We start from the raw sequence: 24,480 nt of genomic DNA on the forward strand, positions 1-24,480 counted from the left end.
ATTTTTAGTTTGGTTTTGAGTGCCTGTCGCGTTCGAAAATGTTTTTACACAGCCTCGGCCGATTGCTGCCCGTCGTGAAAGGCCACGTCCAGCCCAGAACCGACTCTGTGCAGTCAGTCCGATATGGCGGGGGAAGTCTTGGCTCGAACCTTACTGTCGAGCGACGCCCCCCTCGAGTGGGTTAGGAACCAAACAACCCGAAGAAAATGCGAGTGGCTTTTTGGTCAACAGCCTGTGACATACGGCCCCGGTTTTCGCTTAGCTCGAAATTCAATTCAGACCTTCGCCTCGGTGACCGTCTCCAGACTCGCCATAGAGGTGGGATAGACTTGCCTCAAGCTCGCTCTCCCGGAACGGCTTGTTAAGGCGCCGGAGATCCGGATCAAGCCCTTCACGGTCAGCGTAGCCAGAAACGAGGAGGATTGCAGTCTCCGGCCGGGCGGCGCGGACCATCCTGGCCAAATCGGTCCCACTGATTCCGGGCATGAGGTGGTCCGTGACGAGCAGGTCAAATTGCTGCCCGGCGTCCAGCAGCTGCAGAGCCTCCTCCCCTGAGGCGGCCTCGATCACTTGGTAGCCTAGGTCAGCCAGCATGTACGACGTACTTGCGCGTACATGCTCCTCATCGTCGACCAGCAGCACGATCCCGCGCGTCGATCGTAGCTCTGGAGCCTCGACACCTGTCAAAGCCGCTGCCGGAGCTGCCGGAGCTGCCATGCTGCGCGGAAGCCAAAGCTCAACGTTCGTCCCCAGTCCCGGTGTGCTCTGAATCATTAGAGCGCCGTTCAACTGGGATGCCAGTCCATGTGCCATTGAGAGGCCCAGACCGGTCCCTTTGCCGATGCCCTTGGTCGAAAAGAACGGTTCAACCGCCCGAGCGAGCGTGGCCGCGTCCATACCAGCGCCGGTGTCCGCGACAGACACGCATAAATAATTGCCTGCTGGAAGCTTCGAACGGTGATCTTTGTGGACCACCTCCGTGCTCGCAGAGATTCGGATCGTACCCCCCTCAAGCATTGCGTCGCGCGCATTCACGGAGAGATTAAGAAGTGCCATCTCGAGTTGGTTCGGGTCCGCGATTGCCGCAGGCAGATCCTCCGGGGCATCGACGACCACCTTGATTTGCGGGCCGGTAGTGCTGGCCACGAGATCGCCCATACCGCTTACCAGCTTCGCCACGTCGACCGGAACCACCTGCAGGGGTTGGCGGCGCGCGAAGGCAAGCAACCTCTGCACGAGGGTCTTCGCGCGATCAGCCGACTGCATGGCCCCGGAGATCAGACGCTGTTCTCGTTCGCCGCCCAAGCCTCTTCGTTGAAGCAAGTCGAGCGTGCCGACGATCGGGGTGAGAAGGTTGTTGAAGTCGTGAGCCACGCCACCGGTAAGCTGGCCCATCGCGTCCATCTTCTGACTCTGGCGCAGCGCCGCTTGGACTTCTTCCCGTTCAGCAACGGCCTGGACAATCCTGCCTTCGAGAGTGGCATTGAGCTTTCGCAGTTCTTCCTCGGCGATCTTTCGGGTGGTCACCTCGACCACAGTACCCGTCACGCGCAGGCAGCGGCCGGTCGTATCGAATACCCCTCGACCCTTCGCTGCCAGCCAACGAACAATGCCATCCTCCCTGCCAATCGTACGATACTCGACCTCGTAAAGCGCGCGGCGTTCAGGGTCGCTGGCAGCCGCGAAGGCATCGATCGTCGCTTCTCGCTCTTCGGGATGCAAACCGTCATAGAAGTCACGCATCGTGACCGGCACGTCGGCCGAGATGCCGAACATCGTCTTGGTGCGTGGCGGCCAGATCAACGTGTCCTGAACGATATCCACGTCCCAGAAGCCAATATCGGCGTGGTCGACGGCAAGGCGCAGTCGCTCTTCGCTCTCGCGCAGACGCATCTCGGCCCCCACCCGTTCGACATGCGCCCAGCAGCGCTCCACGACTTCCCTGACCAGGGAGATTTCGAACTGTAACCAGTCCCGAGGCTGATTTTGATGAACCGCCATCATTGCCGTCAGACGGCCATCCTTTACAAGCGGGCAGCAGATGATCGCGTCCACACCGATGGCTTCAAAAGTCTCACGACCCTCGCCGCGGCTAAGCTCCGAGATGACGTCGCGAACGATTAGTGGGCGGCCGGCGCGCATGTCAGCGGCAGCCCTTGGGCCAAAAAGGTCGAGGCAATACGTTCCAACCGAGCTCCGGATGCCGGGCGCATTATAGTCACTGCGAATCCAGAATCGGTCATGATCAATGTCGACATCCGCATAGGCGCAGCGCGAAGCGTTTAGCTGTCGTCCAAGCAATTCGGTGGCTGCCTGCATCGCGTCTTCGGCACGGCGGATGTTAAACAGTCGGTTGTCGAGCTCGTCAAAAAAGCGCAGTCGCTCCGCGCGCTCTTGCAGCGCCGCTTCCGCCTGGTGTTCGGCCGTACGGTCACGGAAGATCTTCACGAAACCGCCATGATCCATGGCGAGCGGCATCATCAGTCCTGAACCCCAGAAGCGCGTACCGTTCTTGCGAACGTGCCAGCGTTCGTTGACTACCCGACCCTGATTCTGGGCGAGTTCAAGCTCGCCGTAGAACACACGCTCGGCCTGGTCCATGTCTGTGTAGAAGAGGTCGCCGTCGCGGCCCACTACTTCCTCGGCACGGTAGCCGACGACGCGCTGAGCACCCGTGTTCCAACTCGTTACCGCTCCTTGCGCATCGAAGGTGATAATCGCGAAGTCCTCGGCGCCCTCCACGATCTGGCGGTAGCGAGCCTCGCTGGTTCGGATCACAGCCTCCGCTCGAGCGCGTTGCGTGATGAGACCTACCGTATGAACAACGAAGTCGACGATCTCGGTATCCGCCGACAGCGGTACGCGCGACTCATGGTGGTACAGAACGAAAGTGCCAAGCACCGTCCCCTGCGCCGAACGAATGGGGATTGACCAGCAGGCATGCAGACCATGACCGATGGCCAGCTCCCGCAGCTCGTTCCAGAGCGGGTCGTTCGGGATGACAGACGCAAGCACTGGCTCATTTTGGAACAGCTTGGCGCTGCGTGAGCCTCCACTTGGGCCGATAGGGATACCTTCGACGGCGCAGTTAAATGGGGAGGGGAGGCTCGGTCCTGCGCAGTACTGGAAATGCTGGCGGTCTTCACTCAGCAGCAGGATGCTGCCAAGGAAACGCGACGTGGACAACGCTTCCACCTCGCGGACGATTGTATCCAGCGCGACCTTGAGGGGAGTCCCGTCAACGGCCAGTTCCAGGATGCGGGTCTGCGCCGCTCCCAGTCCTGCCGCGCGATTGCGTGCTTGGGTAAGGCGTGCATTCTCAATGGCAATCGTCGCCAGACGCGCCAGGCTCTCCAGCCGTTTGATCGTATCTTGGCCATGAGTACGAACCTCCGACCAGTAGGCTCCGAGCGCGGCGACCGAATCAGGTCTACCTATGGGCACCATGACGAGGCTACGGACGAAAGTCGGCGCATAGGCGTTTTGCGGGATGCGCGGATCGAGCCGAATGTCACGAATCGCGACCGTCTCCCCACGACGCATCACCCACCCCGAAATGCAGTGTTCGGCCGGGTAAGTCTGGCCTTGCCAAAGCGGCGAAACACTATCTTCTGCTACATAAGAGCAGCAATCGTCATTTTTGATAACGATCGCGATGCCCTCCGCTCCGACAGTGGCCCGTGCCGTGTCGCGGAGTATGGCGACGACCTCGTCCACCGAACCGGCCCTGACTAGCCGCTCGCTGGCATTCAGCACATGAGACAAGCGCTCATCAATTAGATCTACCGGAACAGTAAGCAAACCGATCTCCCAACGAAGGCCACAGCATATCTTTACGCAGGCTGGCTCAGGATAGATGTAGCCAAGGAGGAATTGTATAGGGCGTCCCCTCGCTCGGGATGGTCCAGTTTGAGATTCTCACAAAATGAGACCACTGAGCATCACACCCGGCCCTTTGACGTCGATCTATCAACCTGAACCAGCCCCTCACAGTACCACGGGAGCACTCACCGTCGGGACTACTTGGAACGCCGCTAATATGCAGGGATGGTGGTACCGCACATCAGCTGGGACAGCGGCCAAAAGCGTCAACCCACTTGTATAGGTCTTCGTATTTGAGAGTCTGCTTTTGGCCGGTTTCTGCCCCTCGCGACAGGCAGAAAACGGCCAATAGCGGTCAGTAGAGACTTTATCTTTGCTGCGCTGCTCAAGCGCAGCATTGCCGCTGGCGAGATTGCGTAAACCAGCGGCAATCCAAACGACTCCTGATCTCTCTACGGAAGCACTCGCTGCTTCTTGAGGCTATCCAGCGCATCGAACAGCGAGGCTTTCGAGTCGACCCTTTCAGTAAATCCGTACCGGTAGATTTTGTTCGTATCCGAGATGATGTCCGTCTCGGTGTGAAAGATGAAATCTCCGAATCCCCAGCCGACCAACTTGCCCAGATCAGGCTGGATCAAATTGTGGCGATCGGCGATTTCCCGCCACAGCGCGGCCTTGTCGGGCATGTGGCGTGCAAGCGTCAACGGAACCGGAGACGCCGTTTCCATCCCGAAATGTTTGGCCGTGTCTTGCCACATACGCTCCCAGCGGAAAATGTCGCCGTTGGCGACGTTGAAAGCCTCTCCACCAGCAGAGTCGCTGAGTGCAGCCCAGACACTGGCCCGTGCCAGTAACCCAGCATCGGTGAATTGCAGCAGCTGACCGTAGGCTTTATCGGTGCCGGGAAATCGCAACGGGATATCCAGCGCACGGGACAGCTCGGTGAAAACGCCGATGACCAGCGCGATATTCATCGTGTTGCCGTAGATATCCCCGACCACCAGATCGGGACGCAGGGCCACGTAATCCCAGCGGCTGTGTTCGGCACGCTTTCTAAGCTGGGCTTCCTGTGCAAGGTACAGGTTCGGTGGCATATGCCCCGCATCGCTTTCCAGTGCGGGCGTGCGAACCTTCGCGCCGAGGTGAGAGCCGTAAATTTTGAAGCCCTGATAGATGACCACGCGCTGAAGAGCGGAATTCGCCTGCTCAAGTCCATCCAGCACATTGGCCAGCATGTTGGCATTGCGACTTGCTTCCACCGCCAGATCCGGATCAGGACTGAAGGCCGCGTAAAAAACATGAGTCGTGTCTCGGACAGCGTTCACCGCGATGGCCACGGCATCGGCATCCGTGAGATCCGCCAGTATTGTCTCGGTACCCACGACGGCTCGGCGATCCAGCGCCCTGACCCGCCAACCTTCGCGCTTGAGTTCCTCTGCCACGGCATGGCCGATGATGCCGTTCGCGCCGACGACGAGCGCGACCTTGGGGTTTGCCATAGTCGGGTTCATGCTGCCTCACCATTTCGAATTCTGATCATTTATTTCTCCTTCCGTCCTTGTACACGGGGTTGAGAGAGATGATGCCCACGGGATGATCTGTGATATAGACTGCTATCACGAATGGCTTATATGACATAAATTCACAATGGCACGTTGGGATATCAACCGTCTGGCAGAGATGGAAGTGTTCGTCCGGGTTATAGAACTCGGCAATTTTTCGTTGGCGGCGCGGGACTTCCGCATGACACCCTCGGCGGTCAGCAAGTTGCTATCCCGCCTGGAGACTCGCCTTCAGGCACGCTTGCTGAACCGAACGACTCGGCGACTGACGCCCACGCCGGAAGGCCATTCGTTCTATGAACAGTGCGTCAGAATTCTTGCGGATGTGGAGGATGCTGAACGCAGCACCTCCGGACAGGGCGATCCACGGGGGCTTCTCAGGGTCAGTGCCAGTGTGCCTTTTGCCCGAGGAGTTTTATTACCCCTCATCCCCGAATTCCTCTCGCGCTACACAGGTATAGAGCTGGATATCGTACTCACGGATCAAGTGGTGAATCTGATTGAGGAGCGCACCGACGTTGCGATACGTCACGGCCCGCTGGAAAGTTCGCGCCTGGTGGCGAGAAAGCTCGGCGAAACACGGATGGTCGTCGTCGCAGCTCCCCAGTATCTGGAGCGCCATGGCCTGCCGACCGTGCCAGAAGACCTGACCCGCCATAACCGCTTGGACTTCGGTTACACACGCACACTGAAAGGCTGGCCTTTCATCGTGAATGGCTCGCAATGGATTGTCTCGCCAGCGGGTAATGTGACGGCGAGCGACGGTGAGGCTCTTCGCCAGCTAGCACTGGCAGGAGTAGGCTTGGCTCGTCTCGATGAATTCCAAGTGGTTGACGACATTGAATCAGGAAAACTTTTGCCGATACTGCAAGCCTTCAACCCTGGAGACATTGATCCCGTCCATGCGGTATTTCTCGGCCAAGGCACGCAGATGCCGTTACGGGTTCGTGTTTTTCTCGATTATCTGGTCGCGAACGTACAACTCAAAAGGCTGGAACATGGTCAGGGGCCTGATGAAAAGCGGATGGGCGATGCTTGGTAAAACATGTGCTTCGTAAATGCCCACCTGGCCACATATGCTTACTGGAGCGCCACTTAGTCCGCAATGGGTCGGTTAGCGACCTCCACTCATTGTGATTGATCCACCCTTGTCCTCCCTCAACGTGGAGGACGAGCCATGAACATTATTGCTAAAAACAGACATCAGCCTTGGAACAAGGGAAAGCTCGTCGGGCAGAAAGCCCCGCTTCGAGTCAGAGATATCTGGGCCATTCGGGTCAGACTCCAGCTCGCGGAGAAGACACGGGATCTGGCGCTCTTCAACTTGGCTATTGACAGCAAACTGCGTGCCTGTGATCTAACCAAGCTGCGAGTAAGGGATATAGCCCATGGAGAACATGTGTCGTCACGGGCCATCGTGATGCAGCAGAAAACCGAGCACCCAGTGCAATTTGAAATCACTGAGCAAACCCGAACGGTTCTGGAAGCTTGGATGCGACAGGCCTACCTCCGCAGCGAGGATTTTTTGTTTCCGACCCGGCTGCACAGCTCAGATCATCTCTCCACCAGGCAATATGCTCGAATAGTAAAAGCATGGGTGACCGCCATTGGCCTTGATCCAAGCATGTACGGCACTCACACGCTAAGGCGAACCAAGGCATCGCTGATCTATCGCAGGACGAAGAACCTAAGAGCTGTCCAACTCCTGCTAGGTCATACGCAGCTGGAAAGCACCGTCAGATACCTGGGAATCGAGGTCGATGATGCCCTGGAAATGGCTGAGCAGACAGAGGTCTAACCCCCCCCTAGTGACGGTCGATACTAGACCGTCGCTATTCGACCCTAAGCTGCCGGTGGGAGAGGCGGAATACTGCGGCACAGGGACTACCTGTCACGAAAAAAGCCGGCAATTTTTGTAGGTTTTGGATCGTGAGTTAAAGCCTGACAGGCGAGCGCAACACAGGAGTGTTTTTAACAATTACTTCAGTGTGATCGCCCACGTAATAAAGCCTGCAATGCCCGTCGTGCAGGTCAGGGCAGTCAGAAAAAGACCGTCGATTAACTTTTCCAACAAGTGATTTCGGTTCAACTGTCTGGTACGCAGCGCCCAGTACGATAGAAGTGTTGTGACCAAGTACAAAATGGCATTGATCGCAAGAAAGTCATCCCCCAGCGAATCCTCACTTCTCAACGTGGTCACCACTTGAAAAATCCCGATCACCGTAATGCATACGCCGACCATGGCGGCAGAAGCGGTAAAGATATGAACACAAACGTCTTCGTTCAAGCTGACAGGAGACTTTGTTTCGTTCATGGCATTTTTCCGCGCATGGGTTAACAACCTGATAACAGAAACGCCGCCCCCATCCGTCTGACCGATACAGGCACGTCAGGCCGAGGCATCAGTCAGTGCAGCGACTATCTGTTTCTCGATTTCCTTTTCATCCAGCCCACGCCCGAAATGCTTGAGGTAGCGGCCTTGGGCATCGAGTAAAAACAGGAGGGTGGAATGATCCATCATGTATTGCCCCGGTTGATCGCCGGTCGGCACTTTTTTGTAATACACGTGATAGGCGTCGGTGATGCGGGTGATCTCTTGCGCCGAGCCGGTTAAACCTACGAAGTTGTCGGAGAAGTACTTCACGTACTCCTTGAGCTTTTTTGGTGTGTCCCGTTCCGGGTCGATGGTGACGAATACCGGTCGTACCGAAATACCCTGCTGTTGTTGTAATTGCCGACTGATGCGGGCCATTTTCGCAAGGTCAGTGGGGCAAATGGCCGGGCAGGTCATGAAGCCGAAATACAGCAGCGTGGGCTCGCCAAAACTGCGCTCCGTGACGCGCTGGCCATTCTGATTGGTCAGCTGGAATGGCCCGCCGATATCGGTGCGGGGCGCCGCTGTCGTGCAGGCTGCCAACCCGATCAAAAACAGCGTCGTTAGCCACTTCATTGCTCAGTACCCTCCCGAATAGGTCAGCGCCAAGCCCACCAGTTCGGACATCTGGCCGTCCTCTTTCTGGGTGCCGGCGGACAAGCCAAGTTTGATCTGACCAGTGATGTTGTAGGTCAGGCTCAACTCGTTGAGGTAGTCCTGCCGATCCGCGCCCCCGGTCGATTCGCGATGCTTGTCGGTGCGCGTCACGCCCAGCGCCCAGTCGCCGAAATCGAAGGTCAGGGAAGTAGTCAGGTAGCGGGTGTCATTGCCCTTGATGCCATCTTCGCTGTCGACATCGGCGAATTCGATGAAGGGCACGATATCGAAGTAACGCCCGTCCAGTGTAGGCTCAAGATCGGTACTCGGCGCATAGGCCCAGATATAGCGGGCCGAGGCGATCTTGATGGTTTCATCGTCTTCGCCAGGTGGATCGGGCTGCGTCGTATCCTCGGCCTGTTTGTTGAACATATAGCCAGCCTGCATTTCCAGATAAGGCACCGCCGGAATCGCTATCCAGTTCACCGTCATCGCATAGGAGTCGAGCTTGCCGGTATTCGATGGCCCGCCATCGCTGCGCTGCAACTTCTCGCCATGGCGCAGGTAGGGCCGGCCGAGAAACGAATTGTCCGCGGTATACACGCTGAGGTTGGGTTCAATCATCCCCAGTTTCTGGTCGAAAAAGCGGTACGCCACTGTGCCGCCGAGCATGCCGTCGAGGTCGTAGGTGGCGACGTAATCATTGGTGTAGAGGCCGGGCGCCTGGTCCTGCGCCCGACCGAACGGCACATGGTATTTGCCGACCGAAAAGGCCGAGTTGGCGTTGTTCTGGTAGTAGTTCAAGTCATTGATCACCAGCCCCACGTCTTCGAAGAAACGCTTTTGCCCAGGTTCAGGCCCGGCTACGGGATTGATCTCGGTGGACAGCTGTATCTGCTGATCATGGGTTAAGCGAAAGTAGAACGTGGTGTTGATGTCCGGGTACGCGTCCCCGGTGTTGCGGTTGCCGCCCTGGGGCGAATCGCCATGAACGTGGTCATATTGAAACGTCGCGTCGTAATCCATGCCGACATTGGGGTACTGCCCGTCATCGGCCAGCGTCGACTCAACGGCCCACACCGATCCCATCAACAACACAGCCAAGCGATAGTTGTACATGGCGTACCCCTTTTACTTGATCAGCGGGCTGGACGCTTTCGGGTCCTGTCCGGTGTTGCGCAGGTAGGAGCACAACTGGTTGTTTTCACCGTACAGCCCGCCGAGGGGTTCAAGCTTGACTGCCTGTTCGTAGTCCTCGGGCTTGACCACCTGGATCGCCTGCATCATGCCGCCGTCCTCATGTTCGAGGATGTGACAGTGGTAGACGAACTTGCCGAGAATTACCGGATCGCGAAAGGGGATTCGCACGGTGATCGAGCCTGTGGCGGGTATGAACACGTTGTCCCGATAGCCGCTGAACTGCACCGGTTTATCGTTGATTTGGGTAACCTGGAAGTCCACTTGGTGAATATGAAACTGGTGCAATTCCTGGGACGGATTGAACAGGCGCCACTCTTCGACGTCACCAAGTTTGACCGTGGTGTTGACCCGGTCCAGCTCGAAACGTGTGCCGTTGATCAGGAACGCATTGGGGTCGGTGTCAGAATCCTGGAAGGCGAACTGGCGCGTCTTGTTCATTGCGATCTTGCTGAAGTCCTCGGCCGTTGGGTAGGCGCTGGTGATCTGCCGCGTCGCGACCCGCTCACCGCTGGAGCGCAGCACGGCAAGTTTGGCTTCGGGATAGTCATCGCCCGCCGGGCCAGTGTTGCCGGAGCCGGTTTCGATTTCATAGGATCCCGCCGGTGGCCCAACAACCAACACACTGAAACGCGCCGACGGCCCGATCAGCACTTGGTCAGTGTCGACCCTGCGCGTAACGGTGTTGCCGTCGCGCGACAGCACCTGCACCGACTGGCCGTTGATGCGAATTCGGAAGTACTGGTTGGCGGCAATATTGATGAAGTGCCAGAGTTGGGTTTCCCCCGGCTTTATGTCGATGATCGGCACTTCCTGGCCATTGATCGTGCGAATCGACGGCGCGCTGGTGATGATCTCGCTGGCGACTTTGCCGGTCAGTGTTTTTTGAAAGTTACGCAGGACCAGGAGTTGTTCCTTGATGCCCTTGAGTTCGGGGAACGGGTCAAGCATGCCATCGACCAGGATAGGTCCGGCGATCCCTGCCGACACCTGGCGCTGGGATCCGCCATGGAAATGGCTGTGATACCAGTAGGCACCCGGGCTGTGAGCCAGCGGTAGTTTGACGTTGTATATGCCAATCTGATGGGGCTGGGTCACGCGAAAAATATTATCGCCTTCGTCCAGGGGCGACACCTGCATGCCGTGAAAATGCAGGTTGGTGATTTCGTCCATACGATTATCCAGACGGATCGCCATGGTTCCGCCCGGTCGCGTGCGAATCAGCGGCGAATCGTAATCGCCGTTGAATACCAACGAAACATATCGCTCATTGCCCACATTGACCTGTTGCTCGGCCGCCGTCAGCGTGGCATGAGTCACACCATTGCCATCGTATGAAAACTCGGGGTTTTGCCGCAGAGGCAGGGACGCAGGCTCGGTGGAGCTTTGGGTCGAGCATGCGCTGAGCGCAAGAGCGACCACGCTCGCGCAGAGTGCAAAGGCACGGACGCCGAAAGCGCTTGGCATGTTTGCGACCTCCAGTAGCATGGCAGGGAATGACAGTTGTGATTCAATCCGCCCGCATGTTGCCGAAGGTGAGCAGCCCACCGCGCAATGTGAAAAACCAAGTCCTGCGTGGCCTTGAGTAGATTTGCGCGCAACGTTTTGCAGTGTAGAACAGACACGAGCAGGCGCAAGGGCCTGGATCCATGCCTACACTGATATCCCGTACTCAGTGAGAAAACGGGACTGAATCAAGATTTCTCCTGCTGGCAGGAAAAAAATCGGTCGCTTACCTTGGGCTCATCGTCAATCCCTCAAAGGTGTTTTTTCTCTTCCTTGTCTAGATGACGATCTCCTTTATGCTGTTCTTTTTCCAGTTTTTTTGCTTCTTCATCGACGTCTTTTGCATCGCGATCAACATCTTTGTCGACGTCTCTAACACCATCCCTGACATCATTGGCAACATCCCCTTCGGCAACGACGATGGCCGAATGAGAAATCAGACCTGTGATCAAAAGAAACGCTACAAGAATCAATCTGTTGGCTCGCATTGGAAAACTCCCGTTGTCGTTAACACTCTCGGCGGTGATCCGGCAAAACCATTACTCATTTTATTTCGGTACCAGGCACGAAAAGTTTGGACCGCGACGAGCGTTGCATATCGTTTCACTGGCACCCCTCCGAGACGGTTACGAAGGGCTGACTAAGCGAAAGGCCGGCATTAGAGGAAAGCTTAGCTGCCATTTTCCATCACTCCATCCGATGGCTGCTTATGGCCCGATTGCTGCCTGTTGCGAGGGGCCGCTATTGGCCGATTTCTGCCTGTTACGAGGGGCGAGAGAACGACCCATAGCTGACAGCGGCGACGGGCGGAAATCGACAGTGGATTCGCATCAGGCGCTGGCCAAGTCCCTGATCCTGAGGACTGTGGTGGTTGAGCAGTTGGCGTGCTTGGCTGTTGCGCGGATGCCAAGGCCTGCACCGAGCAGTTCCGTAACGCGCTTGTGCAGATCTTCATCAATCGGCCGGCCCTGATACTTACCGGCAGCTTTGGCCTTCTCTATACCTTGGGCCTGACGCTCGCGGCGTTGCTCGTAATCCTTGCGCGCAATGGCTGCCATCATTTCCACCAGCATCGAGTTGATAGCGCCAAGCATCCGACCGGTGAACTCGTCGCCCTTCGTGTCCTGCATTCCCTGGTGACTGGTCGGGAGATCGAGCGCGACGATGCGCAGTCCCTTGGAATCAATCGTGGCCTTGAGCTTCTGCCAGTCCTCCACAGGCAAGCGGGAAAGCCGGTCTATTGACTCCACCAGCAGCACGTCACCCTTGCGCGCATCTTTAAGCAGACGCAGCAACTCGGGCCGATCTGCGGAGGCGCCGCTGGCATTCTCCAGATACACGCTCGCAATGTCCTTGTTATGGTCGCTGGCGAACTGTTCAAGCGAGGCCTGGGCGCGGCTGGCGTCTTGCTCTTCGGTTGATGCTCGGAGATATGCGCGGATGAACATGATGTGCCTCACGTATCAGTTAGGGTGTTCTACTAATACTGTTGCACTATGGGTGTCACTTATCAAGCGGAAAGGGCAAATAAATTTCAATATGCCCATATCAGCTAAGGCATACCTATAACTGCCGTAACCGCATGATGGCGCCGGTAATGTCTTGAGCATTCCGGTCCAAGGTTTCCATGGCCGCAATTGCGTTAGCGGCAACGCTTTCCACTCCATTCTCAGAAAGCCACTTGGTCACCTCCTCAATGGCCGCACATATGGCGTGCTGGTTGTGCAGAAGCAGAGTGAGTGCGTCTGCCGTGGCAATGCGGGCCTCAGAGTTATCTGACATGGGTATCGTCCTTGAATGAGTGGTGCGGAAAGAGAAAGTAAATCCGCCCCCTTTATCCTAGGCTCTTACGCAAGATTCACAGAAGTCCTAGATACTTGCGCATCTTTTGACCGAAGTATCCCTCGGAGTAATGCCGCATGCCGACGCCAATAAGTCGATCCGAAACTGAGGTTCTTGCTGATCTTGTTGAGCTGACAGCCTCACCCGGCTATGTCCATGCGATTGCTTTCATATGTCATAGGGACAACCTAGTCGTGTACAAAGACGAGTTGAATCCGGATGACATGGCTCCGCTTTTTAGCAATGACCGCTTATTAAGGACTGAAATCACAACTCTGCTCGGGTTGATGGTTCGTCAGGCTCTGGACATGAGCGTGCCCACTGTAGAGGTCTTGGGCGAATTGGTAGCCCGCACCGATACACTCATGTTGGAGCTACACCACGCTCTTTCCCGACCGATGATGTCAGCCCTGAAAGATCAGGCCATGAGCGAGAGCAACACGGGAGCAGCCTGGGACGGCATGTCCATGCGAGAGCCGATTTTTTATGGGGCCGAGTCCGCCTACAGTTTCCAGTACCGTGATTTTCTTCCCGCAAAGTACGGTGCAGATGACCACTGGCTCGTTGAAAAAATGGGCTTTTCCATCGGCCAGTCACAGGTCGTTGCACACACCATGTGCGCCCTTATGGACGAGAGGTCATGCGCCGCCTTCACCGGCTCCAATACACCAGAGGTTGAGCCTCACATGTTGCTCGCAGCATTTGAGTATTCGGCGAAGCTTGTCTCGGATTTAAGCGGACTGGATGTAGCCATTGTCGAGGCCGTATTCCGCGCTTTGACGCTGACTGGTGACAATCTGCAATTTCACACCATTGGCGATTTCAATGCCGTCGCGGCCACGCCGCTACTGCTGACCGGTCGCGGTACGGTGTTGCTCTTCCAGCATTACGCCATCTACGAGGCTCTCTACGAATCGCCATTTTTCTGGATGTGGGCCGACAAGCCGTACCGATCGAAAGCCATGGCAAATCGCGGCGCATTTGCGGAGCAGTTCGCAGCCAGGAGGCTTGCCGCAGTCTTTGGTGAGGGCAATGTCCATACCAACGTAAATTTGTTTAAAGGCAAGGACATTGCTGGTGAGGCCGACGTGCTGGTCGTTTTCGGCGATCGGTTGATCATTGTTCAGGCGAAGTCGAAAAAACTGACCCTTGAGGCCCGGAAAGGCAACGATGGTCAACTCAAGTCAGACTTCGCAGCGGCGATTCAGCAGTCGTACGAGCAAGGATGGGAGTGTGCGAGCATTATTGTTGAGGGTGGGTATCGGCTGGAGGACGACCAAGGCAGGGAAGTAAAGCTACCTCATCCCGCGAAAGAAATTTACCTCTTCAACATCGTTTCCGAGCACTACCCGGCATTGGCATTCCAATCCAGCCAATACCTGTCGTATCAGACGACCGAGGTTGTTAAAGCGCCCTTCGTGATGGATGTCTTCCTCTTGGACGCCCTCGCGGAGATGCTCACGTCACCTCTTAGGTTCCTTAGCTACATCCGCCTTCGAATTGCCGCGGTGGGTAAGCTGAATCTCAGTCACGAGCTGACGGCTTTGGGGTTTCACTTGAAACGAAATATGTGGCTCGATGACGAAATCAATCACGTGATGATTGATGACTCATATTCGATCGACCTCGACACCGCCATGACTGTCCGGCGGGAGGGGCATCCGGGCCAGCGCACTCCCGAAGGCATACTGACCAGATTAGCTGGTACGCGGTATGAGCAGGTGATTTCCCAGATTGAAGCTGAGGCCAATCCAGCAACGCTCGAACTCGGATTTCAGCTTTTGGCCATGAATGAGGACGCCGCTTTTAATATCCATCGAGGGCTTGAGGCCATAACTCGCATGACGCGAAAGGATGGGCAGGGCCACGATTTTACAATCGGTGCCGAGCAAGGAAGGGCCGGTATTTGTTTCCACTCTAATGCAATGCCCTCGGCGGCAGCCATGCGCCGGCTGCAGTTCCATTGCCACAAGCGTAAGTACATCCTGCAATCAGATACGTGGTTCGGCTTGGCCGTCGGTGGAGATTGCGACATTCAGTTCGGCGTGAGTCTTAATTCCCCATGGACCGAATCTGAGCAGATGAACGAGCTGACTAGGGATGCCCAGGCCCCAGCACCAATATCATCGTTGTCGTCCCTCATTCGCCAAACCCATGGCCAGAAAGTGGGACGCAACGACACTTGCCCCTGCAGAAGCGGCAAAAAATACAAAAAGTGTTGCATGCCGTAACGCTATTTGATGTCGCTTAAACCTAGACGAGCCGAGAAACCTCATCCTCGCTCCTCGACGGCCTATTGTTCAATGGGCCTCGACACCGTGCGGATTGAAGTGTCGGCTATCGACCCATAGCAGTCATTCGCGATTGGCGCTCCAAAGGTAGGGAGGTACATATATTCCTGCGGAGTGATGTCCAGATTAATGGCGGGCATCGGGCATGTGGAACGAGACAAGTTGTTCGATTGAGCTAATGTCTAGTTGTTCGCCTTGCCAGTCACAGCCTAATCAGCTCGTCCCTGTAGTGGCTGGTGAGGCGAACTCTTTCTAAATCCCTATCGCAATTCGATACAGCGTGGCGAGGATGACCGCATGCAAAGCACTGGAGAGCAAAAGCGAGCCCGTGTGCTTGAACCGGTCGAGCGTGTCACGGAGGTCATCTTTGGCCTGCTCATGGCGATGACTTTCACTGGAACGATCAGCGTGGCGACGGCTGGCCAGGAGGCGGAGCGTACGATGATGGTCGCCGCGCTGGGTTGCAACCTCGCGTGGGGCCTCGCGGATGCGCTAATGTATCTACTGCGAACCCTGATCGAGCGCACACGCAACCGCACGCTACACACAAGTCTATGCGGCGCGACTGATGCAGCCACCGGGCAAGCGCTCATCGCTGAGGCATTACCCCCTCGTATCGCGGCAGTGGTCGGCACGGATGATCTGGAATCGCTGCGTCGCCGTGTGCTCGAGTTTTCATCTATGCCCTTACCGCCGCGCCTCGGCTGGGATGATTTCAAGGGGGCGGTGGGTGTTTTCCTACTGGTGGTGCTCTCGACATTTCCGCTTGTGGTGCCGTTTCTGGTGCTGGATCAGACGGCGCTTGCCGTACGCGTTTCTAACCTGGTCGGACTCGGAGTGCTGTTCATCGCCGGTTGGGTACTCGCGAAATACGCTGGCGCAAAACCGTGGCAAGGCGCAATTGCGTTGGCAGTCACCGGCGCTGGTCTGATCACCGCGATCATCGCGCTCGGTGGATGAACAGATTGCAACCCTACGCTGTTTATTGGTGAGGTCTCGATCATGGCAAAAGACAAGAAAAAGGTCCCCAAGAGTCACTCTGTTGAAAGCCTGAAACTGAAGAGCAAGGATTATCTTGAGCAACTGCGCAGCCTGCACGTCGAACTGGTCAAATTGCAGGAGTGGGTAAAAGCCAAGGGCATCAAGATCTGTATCGTCTTCGAAGGGCGCGATGGCGCCGGCAAGGGCGGGACGATAAAAGCGCTCACCGAACGCGTGAGCCCCCGTGTCTTTCGAGTGGTGGCGCTAACGGCGCCGAGTGAACGAGAGAAAAGCCAGATGTATGTCCAACGCTACCTGCCGTACCTTCCCGCGGCTGGCGAAGTGGTGGTCTTCGATCGCAGTTGGTACAACCGTGCGGGTGTTGAGCGGGTGATGGGATTCTGCACCAAAGAGCAGGTTGCAAGTTTCATGAAGACAACGCCGCTGGTGGAGCGTGCAATCGTCGACTCTGGCGTGATCCTGCTCAAGTACTGGCTAGAAGTCAGCGAAGACGAACAGACCCGCCGGCTCCAGGCACGCATCAAGGACGGACGCAAAATATGGAAACTGACCCCGATGGATCTCAAGTCATACAGCCGCTGGTATGACTATTCACGCGCGCGTGATGACATGTTCAAGGCGACCGACACCGAACATGCCCCATGGCTGGTGGCCAACTCGAACGACAAGCGCCGGGCGCGCCTTAACATCATTACCGATTTGCTCAGCCGTATCCCATACGAAGATGTTGCGCGCGAGGAGGTAATATTGCCCAAGCGGCAGAAGCCAGGTGGCTATCGCGACCCGGATTATCCGCACCGGCGAGTTCCCGAAAAATTCTGACGGACACGTTTAAGCGAATCTGCGCTGTACACCAAAGGGCCACAGTTCCATGAGCCATTCGGATTCTTCGCCTCCCGCCCCGGAACCGGGCCGAATTGTACGTCGCGATGCCAGCGGTGAGACCGGCTGGGGACGTTGGTTTCCTGGACTCCAAACGTTGCGCGTTTACCAGGTCGCCTGGTTGCGTCACGACATCATCGCCGGCCTAGTGCTCACCACGATGTTGGTGCCCGTGGGCATCGCCTACGCCGTGGCATCGGGCGTACCCGGCATCTATGGCCTCTACGCGACCATCGTTCCGCTACTCGCCTACGCATTGTTCGGGCCTAGCCGGATTCTGGTGCTGGGCCCGGATTCGTCATTGGCCGCCGTTATCCTGGCTGTCATCCTCCCCCTGTCGGGTGGCGACCCTCATCGCGCCGTTGCCCTTGCAGGCATGATGGCTATCGTGTCGGGAGCCGTGTGCATCCTGGCAGGCATCATGCGGCTGGGCTTCATTACGGAGTTGCTGTCTAAACCCATCCGTTACGGGTACATGAACGGCATCGCGTTGACCGTATTGATCAGCCAATTACCCAAAATATTCGGTTTTTCGATTGAGTCCGATGGCCCGGGGAGAAACCTGTGGGCCATCGCCACCGCGGTAATGGAAGGAAAGACCAACTGGACCGCGTTCATGATCGGCGCAGCCACCCTGATCGTGATCCTTCTGCTCAAACCCTACAAACGGGTGCCAGGCATCTTGATCGCAGTGGTCGGTGCGACTATTGCCGTCGGTGTGCTGGATCTTGGCGCGCGTGCCGGGGTGTCGGTGCTCGGTGCTCTTCCTCAAGGTTTGCCTGCGTTTGCCATTCCTTGGATCACCCGCGCCGATATTGTCCCCGTGCTCATTGGCGGTTGCGCCGTCGCCCTGGTGTCGTTCGCCGACACCAGCGTGCTTTCTCGTGTCTATGCAGCGCGGACCCGTACCTACGTGGACCCGAACCAGGAGATGGCGGGGCTCGGTTTTGCCAATCTCGCGGCTGGATTTTTCCAGGGCTTTCCAATCAGTAGTAGTTCTTCACGTACCCCCGTGGCTGAAGCCGCAGGCGCGAAAAGCCAGTTGACCGGCGTTGTCGGCGCGGTGACTGTTGCCCTGCTGCTGGTGGTGGCGCCGAACCTGTTGCAGAGCTTGCCCAGCAGCGCACTGGCAGCGGTCGTCATCGCCTCAGCCATCGGTCTGATTGAAGTCGCCGACCTGCGGCGAATCTATCGCATCCAGCGCTGGGAGTTCTGGCTGTCGCTCGTCTGCACCGTCGGCGTGGCTGTGTTTGGCGCGATTGAGGGCATCGGCCTGGCCATCTTGATCGCCGTCATCGAATTTCTGTGGGATGGCTGGCGGCCGTATTCCGCAGTGCTGGGGCAAGCCGAGGGCGTCAAGGGCTACCACGACATCCAGCGTTATCCCGACGCGAGCCTTATACCTGGCCTGGTCCTGTTTCGCTGGGATGCACCGTTGTTTTTTGCTAACGCCGAACTGTTCAATGAGCGAGTGCTTGACGCAGTGGCTGCATCGCCTACGCCCGTACGCTGGTTAGTAGTTACTGCAGAACCCGTCACCAGTGTGGACGTGACCTCGGCAGACATGCTGGGTGAACTGGACGAAACCTTGCACGCGGCGGGCATCAAGTTGTGCGTGGCCGAGATGAAGGACCCGGTCAAGGACAAGCTGAAGCGATTCGGGCTTTTCGCAAGGCTTGGCGAAACGGCGTTCTTTCCAACCATAGATGATGCAGTCAGCAGCTATCTCGTGATTCATCCCGTGGATTACCGGGTCGGCAGGACGAGGCTCGCTGAGTAGTACTGGAGTCACTCAACGACGGTCGTTCTCAGCGTTATCCAGATTGACCGACTCGCCCGGTTGGACGCCGAGTTTGTCGCGAATATCCTCGAACATTGCGTCGTATTCTTTGTGCCCGCGCATGATGAGACTGGCATTGGCGGGTACTCCATGCTTGACCGCAGCCTTGGCCACTCGGCTGGCAAAGTTGAAGGCAGTGTCGCGGTGCATATCGAATTCTTCAGTAAAGGTGCGATCTGATACCTCTCCAACCATCTTGAAGTGCATCAGCATGCCTTCCTTGGGGTCGTGACGAACTTCATAGAAGACATCAATGCTGTATTGCGGTACTCCCGGGTTGCCAGGAGTGTTGGAACGATGAAGACGCCCTGGTGTAAACATGGGATGCTCCTTTGGGGGGTAGCCCTGTAAAAATTAGTTTTGGACATCTCATCAGCGAGCTTCCCTCGAGGCGTTCGCAGCGCTCAAATCTTGCATCTGAGATGATTACATTCTATTCATTCGGGGTTGAATTTGTTGTCGGGGGATAATTCCCATTCCCGTGCGAGCTGGGCTGCCATCCATCGTTTGCTTGTATTGCAAATTATCCTCTTCTTTTTGGTCGTGACAGGACGCACCACCGAGACAGATGGTAGCGGCAATTAAAAAAATAGGACTCAAATGCTTGATCATCGGAATCTCCACGCTTTGAAAGATCAAGTGGCTTCGATTCTCTCCATGTAATCGCATTAGGTAAGAGCTTAGGCGAAAGCTAGGGGTTACCTACTGCTGCCCGATAGTCGGACCAAGCTGATTGTGTCTAAAAAGCCTTAATGAATGGGTGATTGCTTTTGGCCAGTAAACGCCGGACACCTACGTCCGCTATTAGCCGATTGCTGTCTGTCGCCAAGGGCAGCAAACGACCCAATATAGACGGTCGCGTAGGACTACTTTCGGCTAAGAGACTTGCCCGAAACTTCAGTATGGCGGGCAATTAGGGGATGGGCGAAGTAATCGACAGGTTAGGAAACAAACTGCTCTGGAGCTGTGATAAACACGCCCCAGCGCAGCAGTATTTCAAGCCGGGGATGGCGCAGTCAGCAAATACTCGTCCAACTCTTCGATCACGCACATCGACAGCGTCATCTGCGTATCAATACGCGTATCCAGCGCCCCGATCATCTGCTTGTCCCGCTCAGCACGCACCACACCAAACAGATCGATTTTGTCGAGAAGGTAGCAGACAAAAGTCATGCTCAGCGCGGTCGCCGCCCCCACTAGCACGGCTGTCAGCACACCAGCAAACGGTGCAAACAGGGGGACCCCGAGAATAAGCTTCTCGGCAGCCTCTTCCAGGGCCACGCCACCCACCACGACGCCGCCTGCAGCAAGCAACTTCAAGGCTTCATGTGCCGCCTGGGCGAAGGTCATGTCCTCGGGCGGGAACAAGAAGGTCTTCAGTGCTTTGAGTAGCGAGAAGATCCCTTCGCGGATCATCCGTACGGCACGTTTGCCGGTGGTGACGAACAGGTTGATCATCACGGTCACGGAGTTGGACACGAAGCCCGAAATGAAGCCGCCGCTGAAACTGTGGAGCATTTGTTCCCACCTGGCTGCTACCTTGATGCCCACGCGCTTCAGGCGCTCGCGCAGTTCGGCAAGGATGGTGTCGCTCTGGCAGCCGTTGCGGTACAGGTCCTTGATCTCGTCCAATGCGCTGCTGAACAGTTCGACCATCAGCATGCCGAAGGCTTGCTGGGTGCCCATCTTCAAGCCTTCGGTCATACCGGTCTGGGCGGCGTGGGCGGTGTAGTAGGCGGCTTTTTCCGAGGTGCTCGGGCCGTGGCGTTCGGCAGTCGCATGGCCTCGTTCCAGTGCTGCCTCTACGCGCTTGCGATCAACACCGTAATATTCTTCGTTAGTAACATTGCGACCGTTCGAGTTCTTTTCCAGCCACACCAGCTTTTCATCATCGCTCATTGAGATATTGATGTTGCGCTGGGTGGAGATGAGATTCTCGGCGTCGGTCGCGAAGTCGGCGCGCTGGGTCTTTGACTGCATGAACCCACCGTTTTGGTGGTAAGTCTTCAGCGGCACGATGTGGTCGGGGCTGGTGTATTTGCCCATCACCGTTTCGCCCGTGTAGCCGTCGGTGAGTTGCTCCTTGTTGTCCAGTTGACCTTTGGTGAAGCTGGCGCCTACCGAAGAATTGCTGTCTCCGGAGAACTTTTTGCCGTCGCTGTTCCTGCCTTTGTCGTAATGATCACGGTTGTATTTTTCTTCGTCAGGATTGGCATAGATGTCCTGCTGGGCATTGTGAACGGTCGTCACATTACCCCCTTGCTTGTCGTACACCGCAAGGAATTTACCCAATCCCAGTGGACCGGCAATGGAGCCAATAATGTCGCGCTGTGCCTTGGACAGCAGCTCGTTCACCCGAGCCTGGTCGAATTCCTGTTCGAGCTCTCTCAGTAGCTCGCGAGCATCCTGTGGGGCGGCCTGCAGCGTGAGGCTCAACGAGGCGTGGTAGTCCAGGCTGGCGAGACGTGCGCTGTCGGCCTGCTTGGCCAGCAGCGCTGCTACATCTTCAGGAGCGGCAGCGGCGTGAAGCAGCGGGCGCTTGGCCAGTTGCTCGCGCAAGGCCTGCTGTTTTCTGAACTGTTCGAGCTTGCTCATCGGGCGCTTTCCTTACGCGGTTTTTTGGCTGTTCCAGGCTTGAATAAAGGCCGCTTCCTGCGGGTGTACGATATCGTCCGAGAGCACTACCAGGTGGATGATTTCGTCGAAGATGGACAGGCTCATGCCCGATTGTTTCGCCAGCTCGAAGACTTCCTTCACCGTTGGCGGTTGCTGGTAGAGCGACTCGATTTTGGCTTTGACCGCCTCTGGGATGGCGTCGGCGGCTAGGCCATTGATGAAAAGCTCAATGTTTGCCCGTTCCGATGGTGTGATATCGCCGTCGCATTGCGCGGTGGCGATTGCCACGGCGTTCAGGGCGATGATTGCATTGAAGTGATTGCCGGCTGCCTTGAGGCTTTCCATGGCTTTTTCGAGGTGGTCTCTCAGCACCGAGATCTCAGCCAGTTGCTCGGCTTTGGCTTGCTTGACGCCCGCATCGAACCCGGCCTTGCGTGCTTGCTCGTCTCCGTCCAGGTTCGCTGCCACCACGGCACCGGCAACGCCAGCGCCCACGGCAGCGGCGATGGTGCCGGCCCCGGCCAGTGACCCCAGCAGGGTAGCGCCACCGACCAGCGATCCGCCGCCGGTAAAGGGGGCTGCCGCGATGGCCCCCACGCCGATCGCGGCACCGCCGAGTACTTTCAGGTAGTCTATTTCCTTATCACCGGAGACCACGTCGCCCACATAATCGCAAGTGGCGTCGTAGCCATTGGACACGGCGTCACCCACTGTTTCTGCCGCGTCGGACAGTGTTTCGACAGTGGAGCTATAGACATTGGAGGCGGTGTCGGACACAGCATCGGCCACATTGCCAACGGTTTCTCGGGTGGCGTCATACGCATCGGAGACGGTATCAGCCACTTTGTCAGCCACGTCGCTGACGGTTTCCTTGGCCGAGTCGTAAGCTCGGGATAGGGCGTCGCCGATGGACGAGAAAATAAAGGTGCAGCCCAATGTGTTGCGGACCATCGGTTCGCTCTCGTGGCTAACCAGGTTGGCACCGAAGCCTTGAGCCGATTGCAGGAAGATACGTCGATACATGAGCAGGCCATCCATGGTGGACAAAAGTGCCTGTGATTCTCCATAGGGTGTGCATGGTGTCAATATGCCTGCAGTGACATTTTCGAATGGCCTCTGTTCTTGCGATACGAAGGCTACCCGTCATTTGCATGGTATCTACTCATAAAGCCAAGGCTTCAACGCCTCCAGGTTCTTCACCACAATCTGCTGTGCCGACGCCTTGGGCTCAAGCTTCTTTGGATCGATCTGGTACCGCTGCAACACGTAACCCACCAGCGCACACCGCGTCGGTATCACCAGCTCACCGTGCTCCATCCCAAAGTCGACCTCAATGATTGCCTTTTGCTCGAGCTTCAAACGCGAGTCCGGCTCGATGACCACATCAACACGGGTGTTCCATTCCTCATCCTCGCCGATCAGCTTCTCGCTCATCCGCTCGAATTCAGGCTCCCCCCGGAACCTGCTCAAAACAAAATCCCGATACTTGCGATTCTTCTCGCAATAAGCCCGCACATGCCAGCGCATGCCCGTGTAGACCAGGGTATGCGGTGATATTAGCCGGGTCTCCGGCACGGGGTTGGACAGCGACACATACTCGATAGCGATCACCTCGCCATTGCGGCACGCCTTGAGCAGTGGCCGCAGTACTTGCGGACGAATCGTGCGGTCCGGTACCTCCAGTACCTTGGTATGCGCATAAGCCAGTGCCAATCCCTCCACATGCGGCGCTCGGGAGTGGGTCTGGTTCAGCAGCTGCAGATAGGCATTGGCACTGTCCTCAATGAACAGCGGCTTGAAGTGCTTGCTCGGTACATACCCCTTCATCTGCTTGTCATATGTAAGGTTTTTAGGCGCATGTTCGGTGATGTAGGTGTTGATGTCCTTGGACGCCTGCTGGCGGCTGATGCCGAAGCTCTGCATCAGGTGGCCCGTGGTAAGGCGGCCCTCCCACCAGGCCACGGTTTCGATCAAACGATAGCGAAGTGCCAGGTCCCAGCGGACCTGGTTGATCTCTTGTGTACGTTTCATGGCCCGTCCATGTGCGTGGTTTGTTTACCTGTACAAGTCTACAATCTATACGTGTAATAAAACACTACATATTCTTTGGCTGTCTTCGGAACAAATGACTTAGCGAAAGGATTGAACATGACTACGACGGATGTGATTTCGACAGCGGCCCTGGTGATGATGGTGGTGATTGCTTTGTTGCTGCTGGCCCATTATCTGAAGTTGCAAAAGGTGTGGGGCACAATTGTCAACTGCCGTACGACTTTGCGCTGGGCGCGCATTCATGAGTCGGAGAACAAGGAGCTTCGTTCGGCACTACGTGCTGAGAGGGCGCATGTGGATCAGTTGCAGAGGAAGGTAACGTTGCTGGAGGAGTTGTTGCCCGAAGCCAAATGAGTACTGTCCGTAGGCTATCGCATGGTCGAGATAGTTGGAGCATGTTGTGATGCCCTGGGACTGATGCGGAGCCTACATGGAGGGAATACTTTTTCTTTTTTAAGCGACTGCTGATCCACTTCATTGGTTCTGAAATCGAACCACTTTCACCGTGATGGAAGTAAGAGGCCCTAGAAGATGCTCAAGGGGAGCGGGGTTGTAGGTTTCGCACAAACTGCCCCGTACCGGTCAAGCTAAATAGGGATTTACTCAGTGGGGCGGCTTGCAAAGGGCGTTGTCAATTCCATCGCAGTGTTATTTTTATGTGCACCTCAGGTGCAACACACAACTGGACAAAACGGAACGGACGAGTCTTGATTTCAAGGCTTAGGAAAGGTATTTTTCGTTGCACTTTGTCGGGACAACTCAAAGTGATACGCGTTAGCAAATTCAGGGCGGGTAAGCACTTGGTAATCGCCATCCGTGGCGTTTCGCTCAGTCTAGGATCTCGCGACGAATCTTGTCCTGCTCTCGCAGCTCTTCGGCCAGCTCTCGCAGCAACGG

Annotated in this window: 21 protein-coding genes; 7 read left to right on the top strand and 14 right to left on the bottom strand. The window is 56.6% G+C overall.

Features of this window, described 5'->3' with window-relative positions; translation table 11 throughout:
- Positions 1 to 270: 270 nt before the first annotated feature.
- Together ACA063_RS04930 and ACA063_RS04935 are read right to left on the bottom strand one after the other, a co-directional pair.
- Positions 271 to 3,801 carry a GAF domain-containing protein gene (locus tag ACA063_RS04930; protein ID WP_497665000.1) on the bottom strand — a complete coding sequence of 1,177 codons (3,531 nt, stop codon included), beginning with the start codon at positions 3,799 to 3,801 and terminating at the stop codon, positions 271 to 273.
- 473 nt (positions 3,802 to 4,274) lie between these two features.
- Positions 4,275 to 5,333, bottom strand: a complete 1,059-nt coding sequence (locus ACA063_RS04935; RefSeq protein WP_497665001.1) for an SDR family oxidoreductase — start codon at positions 5,331 to 5,333, stop codon at positions 4,275 to 4,277.
- A 136-nt stretch (positions 5,334 to 5,469) separates the two neighbouring features.
- Here ACA063_RS04935 and ACA063_RS04940 point away from each other — a divergent pair, with 136 nt between their 5' ends.
- Entirely contained in the window at positions 5,470 to 6,426 is a 957-nt protein-coding gene (locus ACA063_RS04940) for a LysR family transcriptional regulator (protein ID WP_497665002.1), read from the top strand.
- Between the two features lie 135 nt (positions 6,427 to 6,561).
- Positions 6,562 to 7,182, top strand: coding sequence for a tyrosine-type recombinase/integrase (locus tag ACA063_RS04945; protein ID WP_497665003.1), 621 nt, complete (start codon positions 6,562 to 6,564; stop codon positions 7,180 to 7,182).
- 180 nt (positions 7,183 to 7,362) lie between these two features.
- Here the strand turns inward: ACA063_RS04945 and ACA063_RS04950 are convergent, their stop codons facing one another.
- The 7 genes from ACA063_RS04950 to ACA063_RS04980 form a co-directional block, all read right to left on the bottom strand.
- Positions 7,363 to 7,698, bottom strand: coding sequence for a hypothetical protein (locus ACA063_RS04950; protein ID WP_497334141.1), 336 nt, complete (start codon positions 7,696 to 7,698; stop codon positions 7,363 to 7,365).
- A gap of 75 nt (positions 7,699 to 7,773) precedes the next feature.
- Positions 7,774 to 8,334: an SCO family protein gene (locus ACA063_RS04955; protein WP_497334139.1), complete on the bottom strand. Its 561-nt coding sequence runs from the start codon at positions 8,332 to 8,334 to the stop codon at positions 7,774 to 7,776.
- Between the two features lie 3 nt (positions 8,335 to 8,337).
- Positions 8,338 to 9,474 carry a hypothetical protein gene (locus ACA063_RS04960; RefSeq protein ID WP_497665004.1) on the bottom strand — a complete coding sequence of 379 codons (1,137 nt, stop codon included), beginning with the start codon at positions 9,472 to 9,474 and terminating at the stop codon, positions 8,338 to 8,340.
- Between the two features lie 12 nt (positions 9,475 to 9,486).
- Complete coding sequence (locus ACA063_RS04965) at positions 9,487 to 11,019, bottom strand: multicopper oxidase family protein (RefSeq protein ID WP_497665005.1); 1,533 nt, start codon at positions 11,017 to 11,019, stop codon at positions 9,487 to 9,489.
- A gap of 290 nt (positions 11,020 to 11,309) precedes the next feature.
- Positions 11,310 to 11,546, bottom strand: coding sequence for a hypothetical protein (locus tag ACA063_RS04970; RefSeq protein WP_497665006.1), 237 nt, complete (start codon positions 11,544 to 11,546; stop codon positions 11,310 to 11,312).
- Positions 11,547 to 11,888: 342 nt separating this feature from the next.
- Positions 11,889 to 12,506 (bottom strand): recombinase family protein, encoded by a 618-nt coding sequence (locus tag ACA063_RS04975; RefSeq protein ID WP_497665007.1) that lies wholly within the window; start codon positions 12,504 to 12,506, stop codon positions 11,889 to 11,891.
- 115 nt (positions 12,507 to 12,621) lie between these two features.
- On the bottom strand, positions 12,622 to 12,840 hold the full coding sequence (locus tag ACA063_RS04980) for a hypothetical protein (protein ID WP_497665008.1): 219 nt from the start codon (positions 12,838 to 12,840) through the stop codon (positions 12,622 to 12,624).
- A 254-nt stretch (positions 12,841 to 13,094) separates the two neighbouring features.
- Here ACA063_RS04980 and ACA063_RS04985 point away from each other — a divergent pair, with 254 nt between their 5' ends.
- From ACA063_RS04985 to ACA063_RS05000, 4 genes are all read left to right on the top strand, one after another.
- Positions 13,095 to 15,131, top strand: a complete 2,037-nt coding sequence (locus ACA063_RS04985; protein WP_497665009.1) for an SEC-C metal-binding domain-containing protein — start codon at positions 13,095 to 13,097, stop codon at positions 15,129 to 15,131.
- Between the two features lie 357 nt (positions 15,132 to 15,488).
- Positions 15,489 to 16,151, top strand: a complete 663-nt coding sequence (locus tag ACA063_RS04990) for a hypothetical protein (RefSeq protein WP_497456217.1) — start codon at positions 15,489 to 15,491, stop codon at positions 16,149 to 16,151.
- A 42-nt stretch (positions 16,152 to 16,193) separates the two neighbouring features.
- A complete protein-coding gene (ppk2, locus tag ACA063_RS04995; RefSeq protein WP_497665010.1) occupies positions 16,194 to 17,015 on the top strand; it encodes a polyphosphate kinase 2 in 822 nt (273 codons plus the stop codon).
- Between the two features lie 49 nt (positions 17,016 to 17,064).
- Positions 17,065 to 18,855, top strand: a complete 1,791-nt coding sequence (locus ACA063_RS05000) for a SulP family inorganic anion transporter (RefSeq protein WP_497665011.1) — start codon at positions 17,065 to 17,067, stop codon at positions 18,853 to 18,855.
- 12 nt (positions 18,856 to 18,867) lie between these two features.
- Here the strand turns inward: ACA063_RS05000 and ACA063_RS05005 are convergent, their stop codons facing one another.
- From ACA063_RS05005 to ACA063_RS05025, 5 genes are all read right to left on the bottom strand, one after another.
- Positions 18,868 to 19,236, bottom strand: a complete 369-nt coding sequence (locus tag ACA063_RS05005) for a DUF5064 family protein (RefSeq protein ID WP_497456214.1) — start codon at positions 19,234 to 19,236, stop codon at positions 18,868 to 18,870.
- 105 nt (positions 19,237 to 19,341) lie between these two features.
- Positions 19,342 to 19,527 (bottom strand): hypothetical protein, encoded by a 186-nt coding sequence (locus ACA063_RS05010; protein ID WP_497456213.1) that lies wholly within the window; start codon positions 19,525 to 19,527, stop codon positions 19,342 to 19,344.
- 384 nt (positions 19,528 to 19,911) lie between these two features.
- Entirely contained in the window at positions 19,912 to 21,510 is a 1,599-nt protein-coding gene (locus ACA063_RS05015; protein ID WP_497665012.1) for a hypothetical protein, read from the bottom strand.
- A gap of 12 nt (positions 21,511 to 21,522) precedes the next feature.
- Positions 21,523 to 22,554, bottom strand: a complete 1,032-nt coding sequence (locus ACA063_RS05020; protein WP_497665013.1) for a tellurite resistance TerB family protein — start codon at positions 22,552 to 22,554, stop codon at positions 21,523 to 21,525.
- A gap of 135 nt (positions 22,555 to 22,689) precedes the next feature.
- The gene (locus ACA063_RS05025) at positions 22,690 to 23,562 is read right to left on the bottom strand and encodes a helix-turn-helix transcriptional regulator (RefSeq protein WP_497665014.1); all 873 of its coding nucleotides are present in this window, start codon (positions 23,560 to 23,562) and stop codon (positions 22,690 to 22,692) included.
- 117 nt (positions 23,563 to 23,679) lie between these two features.
- Here ACA063_RS05025 and ACA063_RS05030 point away from each other — a divergent pair, with 117 nt between their 5' ends.
- Complete coding sequence (locus ACA063_RS05030) at positions 23,680 to 23,937, top strand: hypothetical protein (protein WP_497665015.1); 258 nt, start codon at positions 23,680 to 23,682, stop codon at positions 23,935 to 23,937.
- Positions 23,938 to 24,480 lie beyond the last annotated feature (543 nt).

It is taken from the genome of Pseudomonas sp. LBUM1643 (assembly GCF_059716215.1).

What these genes read in the sequence shown, in the direction of transcription:
- ACA063_RS04935 (WP_497665001.1), bottom strand. Translation starts at nt 5,333, where the DNA reads ATGAACCCGACTATGGCAAACCCCAAGGTCGCGCTCGTCGTCGGCGCG.
- ACA063_RS04940 (WP_497665002.1), top strand. Translation starts at nt 5,470, where the DNA reads ATGGCACGTTGGGATATCAACCGTCTGGCAGAGATGGAAGTGTTCGTC.
- ACA063_RS04945 (WP_497665003.1), top strand. Translation starts at nt 6,562, where the DNA reads ATGAACATTATTGCTAAAAACAGACATCAGCCTTGGAACAAGGGAAAG.
- ACA063_RS04950 (WP_497334141.1), bottom strand. Translation starts at nt 7,698, where the DNA reads ATGAACGAAACAAAGTCTCCTGTCAGCTTGAACGAAGACGTTTGTGTT.
- ACA063_RS04955 (WP_497334139.1), bottom strand. Translation starts at nt 8,334, where the DNA reads ATGAAGTGGCTAACGACGCTGTTTTTGATCGGGTTGGCAGCCTGCACG.
- ACA063_RS04960 (WP_497665004.1), bottom strand. Translation starts at nt 9,474, where the DNA reads ATGTACAACTATCGCTTGGCTGTGTTGTTGATGGGATCGGTGTGGGCC.
- ACA063_RS04965 (WP_497665005.1), bottom strand. Translation starts at nt 11,019, where the DNA reads ATGCCAAGCGCTTTCGGCGTCCGTGCCTTTGCACTCTGCGCGAGCGTG.
- ACA063_RS04970 (WP_497665006.1), bottom strand. Translation starts at nt 11,546, where the DNA reads ATGCGAGCCAACAGATTGATTCTTGTAGCGTTTCTTTTGATCACAGGT.
- ACA063_RS04975 (WP_497665007.1), bottom strand. Translation starts at nt 12,506, where the DNA reads ATGTTCATCCGCGCATATCTCCGAGCATCAACCGAAGAGCAAGACGCC.
- ACA063_RS04980 (WP_497665008.1), bottom strand. Translation starts at nt 12,840, where the DNA reads ATGTCAGATAACTCTGAGGCCCGCATTGCCACGGCAGACGCACTCACT.
- ACA063_RS04990 (WP_497456217.1), top strand. Translation starts at nt 15,489, where the DNA reads ATGCAAAGCACTGGAGAGCAAAAGCGAGCCCGTGTGCTTGAACCGGTC.
- ppk2 (WP_497665010.1), top strand. Translation starts at nt 16,194, where the DNA reads ATGGCAAAAGACAAGAAAAAGGTCCCCAAGAGTCACTCTGTTGAAAGC.
- ACA063_RS05000 (WP_497665011.1), top strand. Translation starts at nt 17,065, where the DNA reads ATGAGCCATTCGGATTCTTCGCCTCCCGCCCCGGAACCGGGCCGAATT.
- ACA063_RS05005 (WP_497456214.1), bottom strand. Translation starts at nt 19,236, where the DNA reads ATGTTTACACCAGGGCGTCTTCATCGTTCCAACACTCCTGGCAACCCG.
- ACA063_RS05010 (WP_497456213.1), bottom strand. Translation starts at nt 19,527, where the DNA reads ATGATCAAGCATTTGAGTCCTATTTTTTTAATTGCCGCTACCATCTGT.
- ACA063_RS05015 (WP_497665012.1), bottom strand. Translation starts at nt 21,510, where the DNA reads ATGAGCAAGCTCGAACAGTTCAGAAAACAGCAGGCCTTGCGCGAGCAA.
- ACA063_RS05020 (WP_497665013.1), bottom strand. Translation starts at nt 22,554, where the DNA reads ATGTATCGACGTATCTTCCTGCAATCGGCTCAAGGCTTCGGTGCCAAC.
- ACA063_RS05025 (WP_497665014.1), bottom strand. Translation starts at nt 23,562, where the DNA reads ATGAAACGTACACAAGAGATCAACCAGGTCCGCTGGGACCTGGCACTT.
- ACA063_RS05030 (WP_497665015.1), top strand. Translation starts at nt 23,680, where the DNA reads ATGACTACGACGGATGTGATTTCGACAGCGGCCCTGGTGATGATGGTG.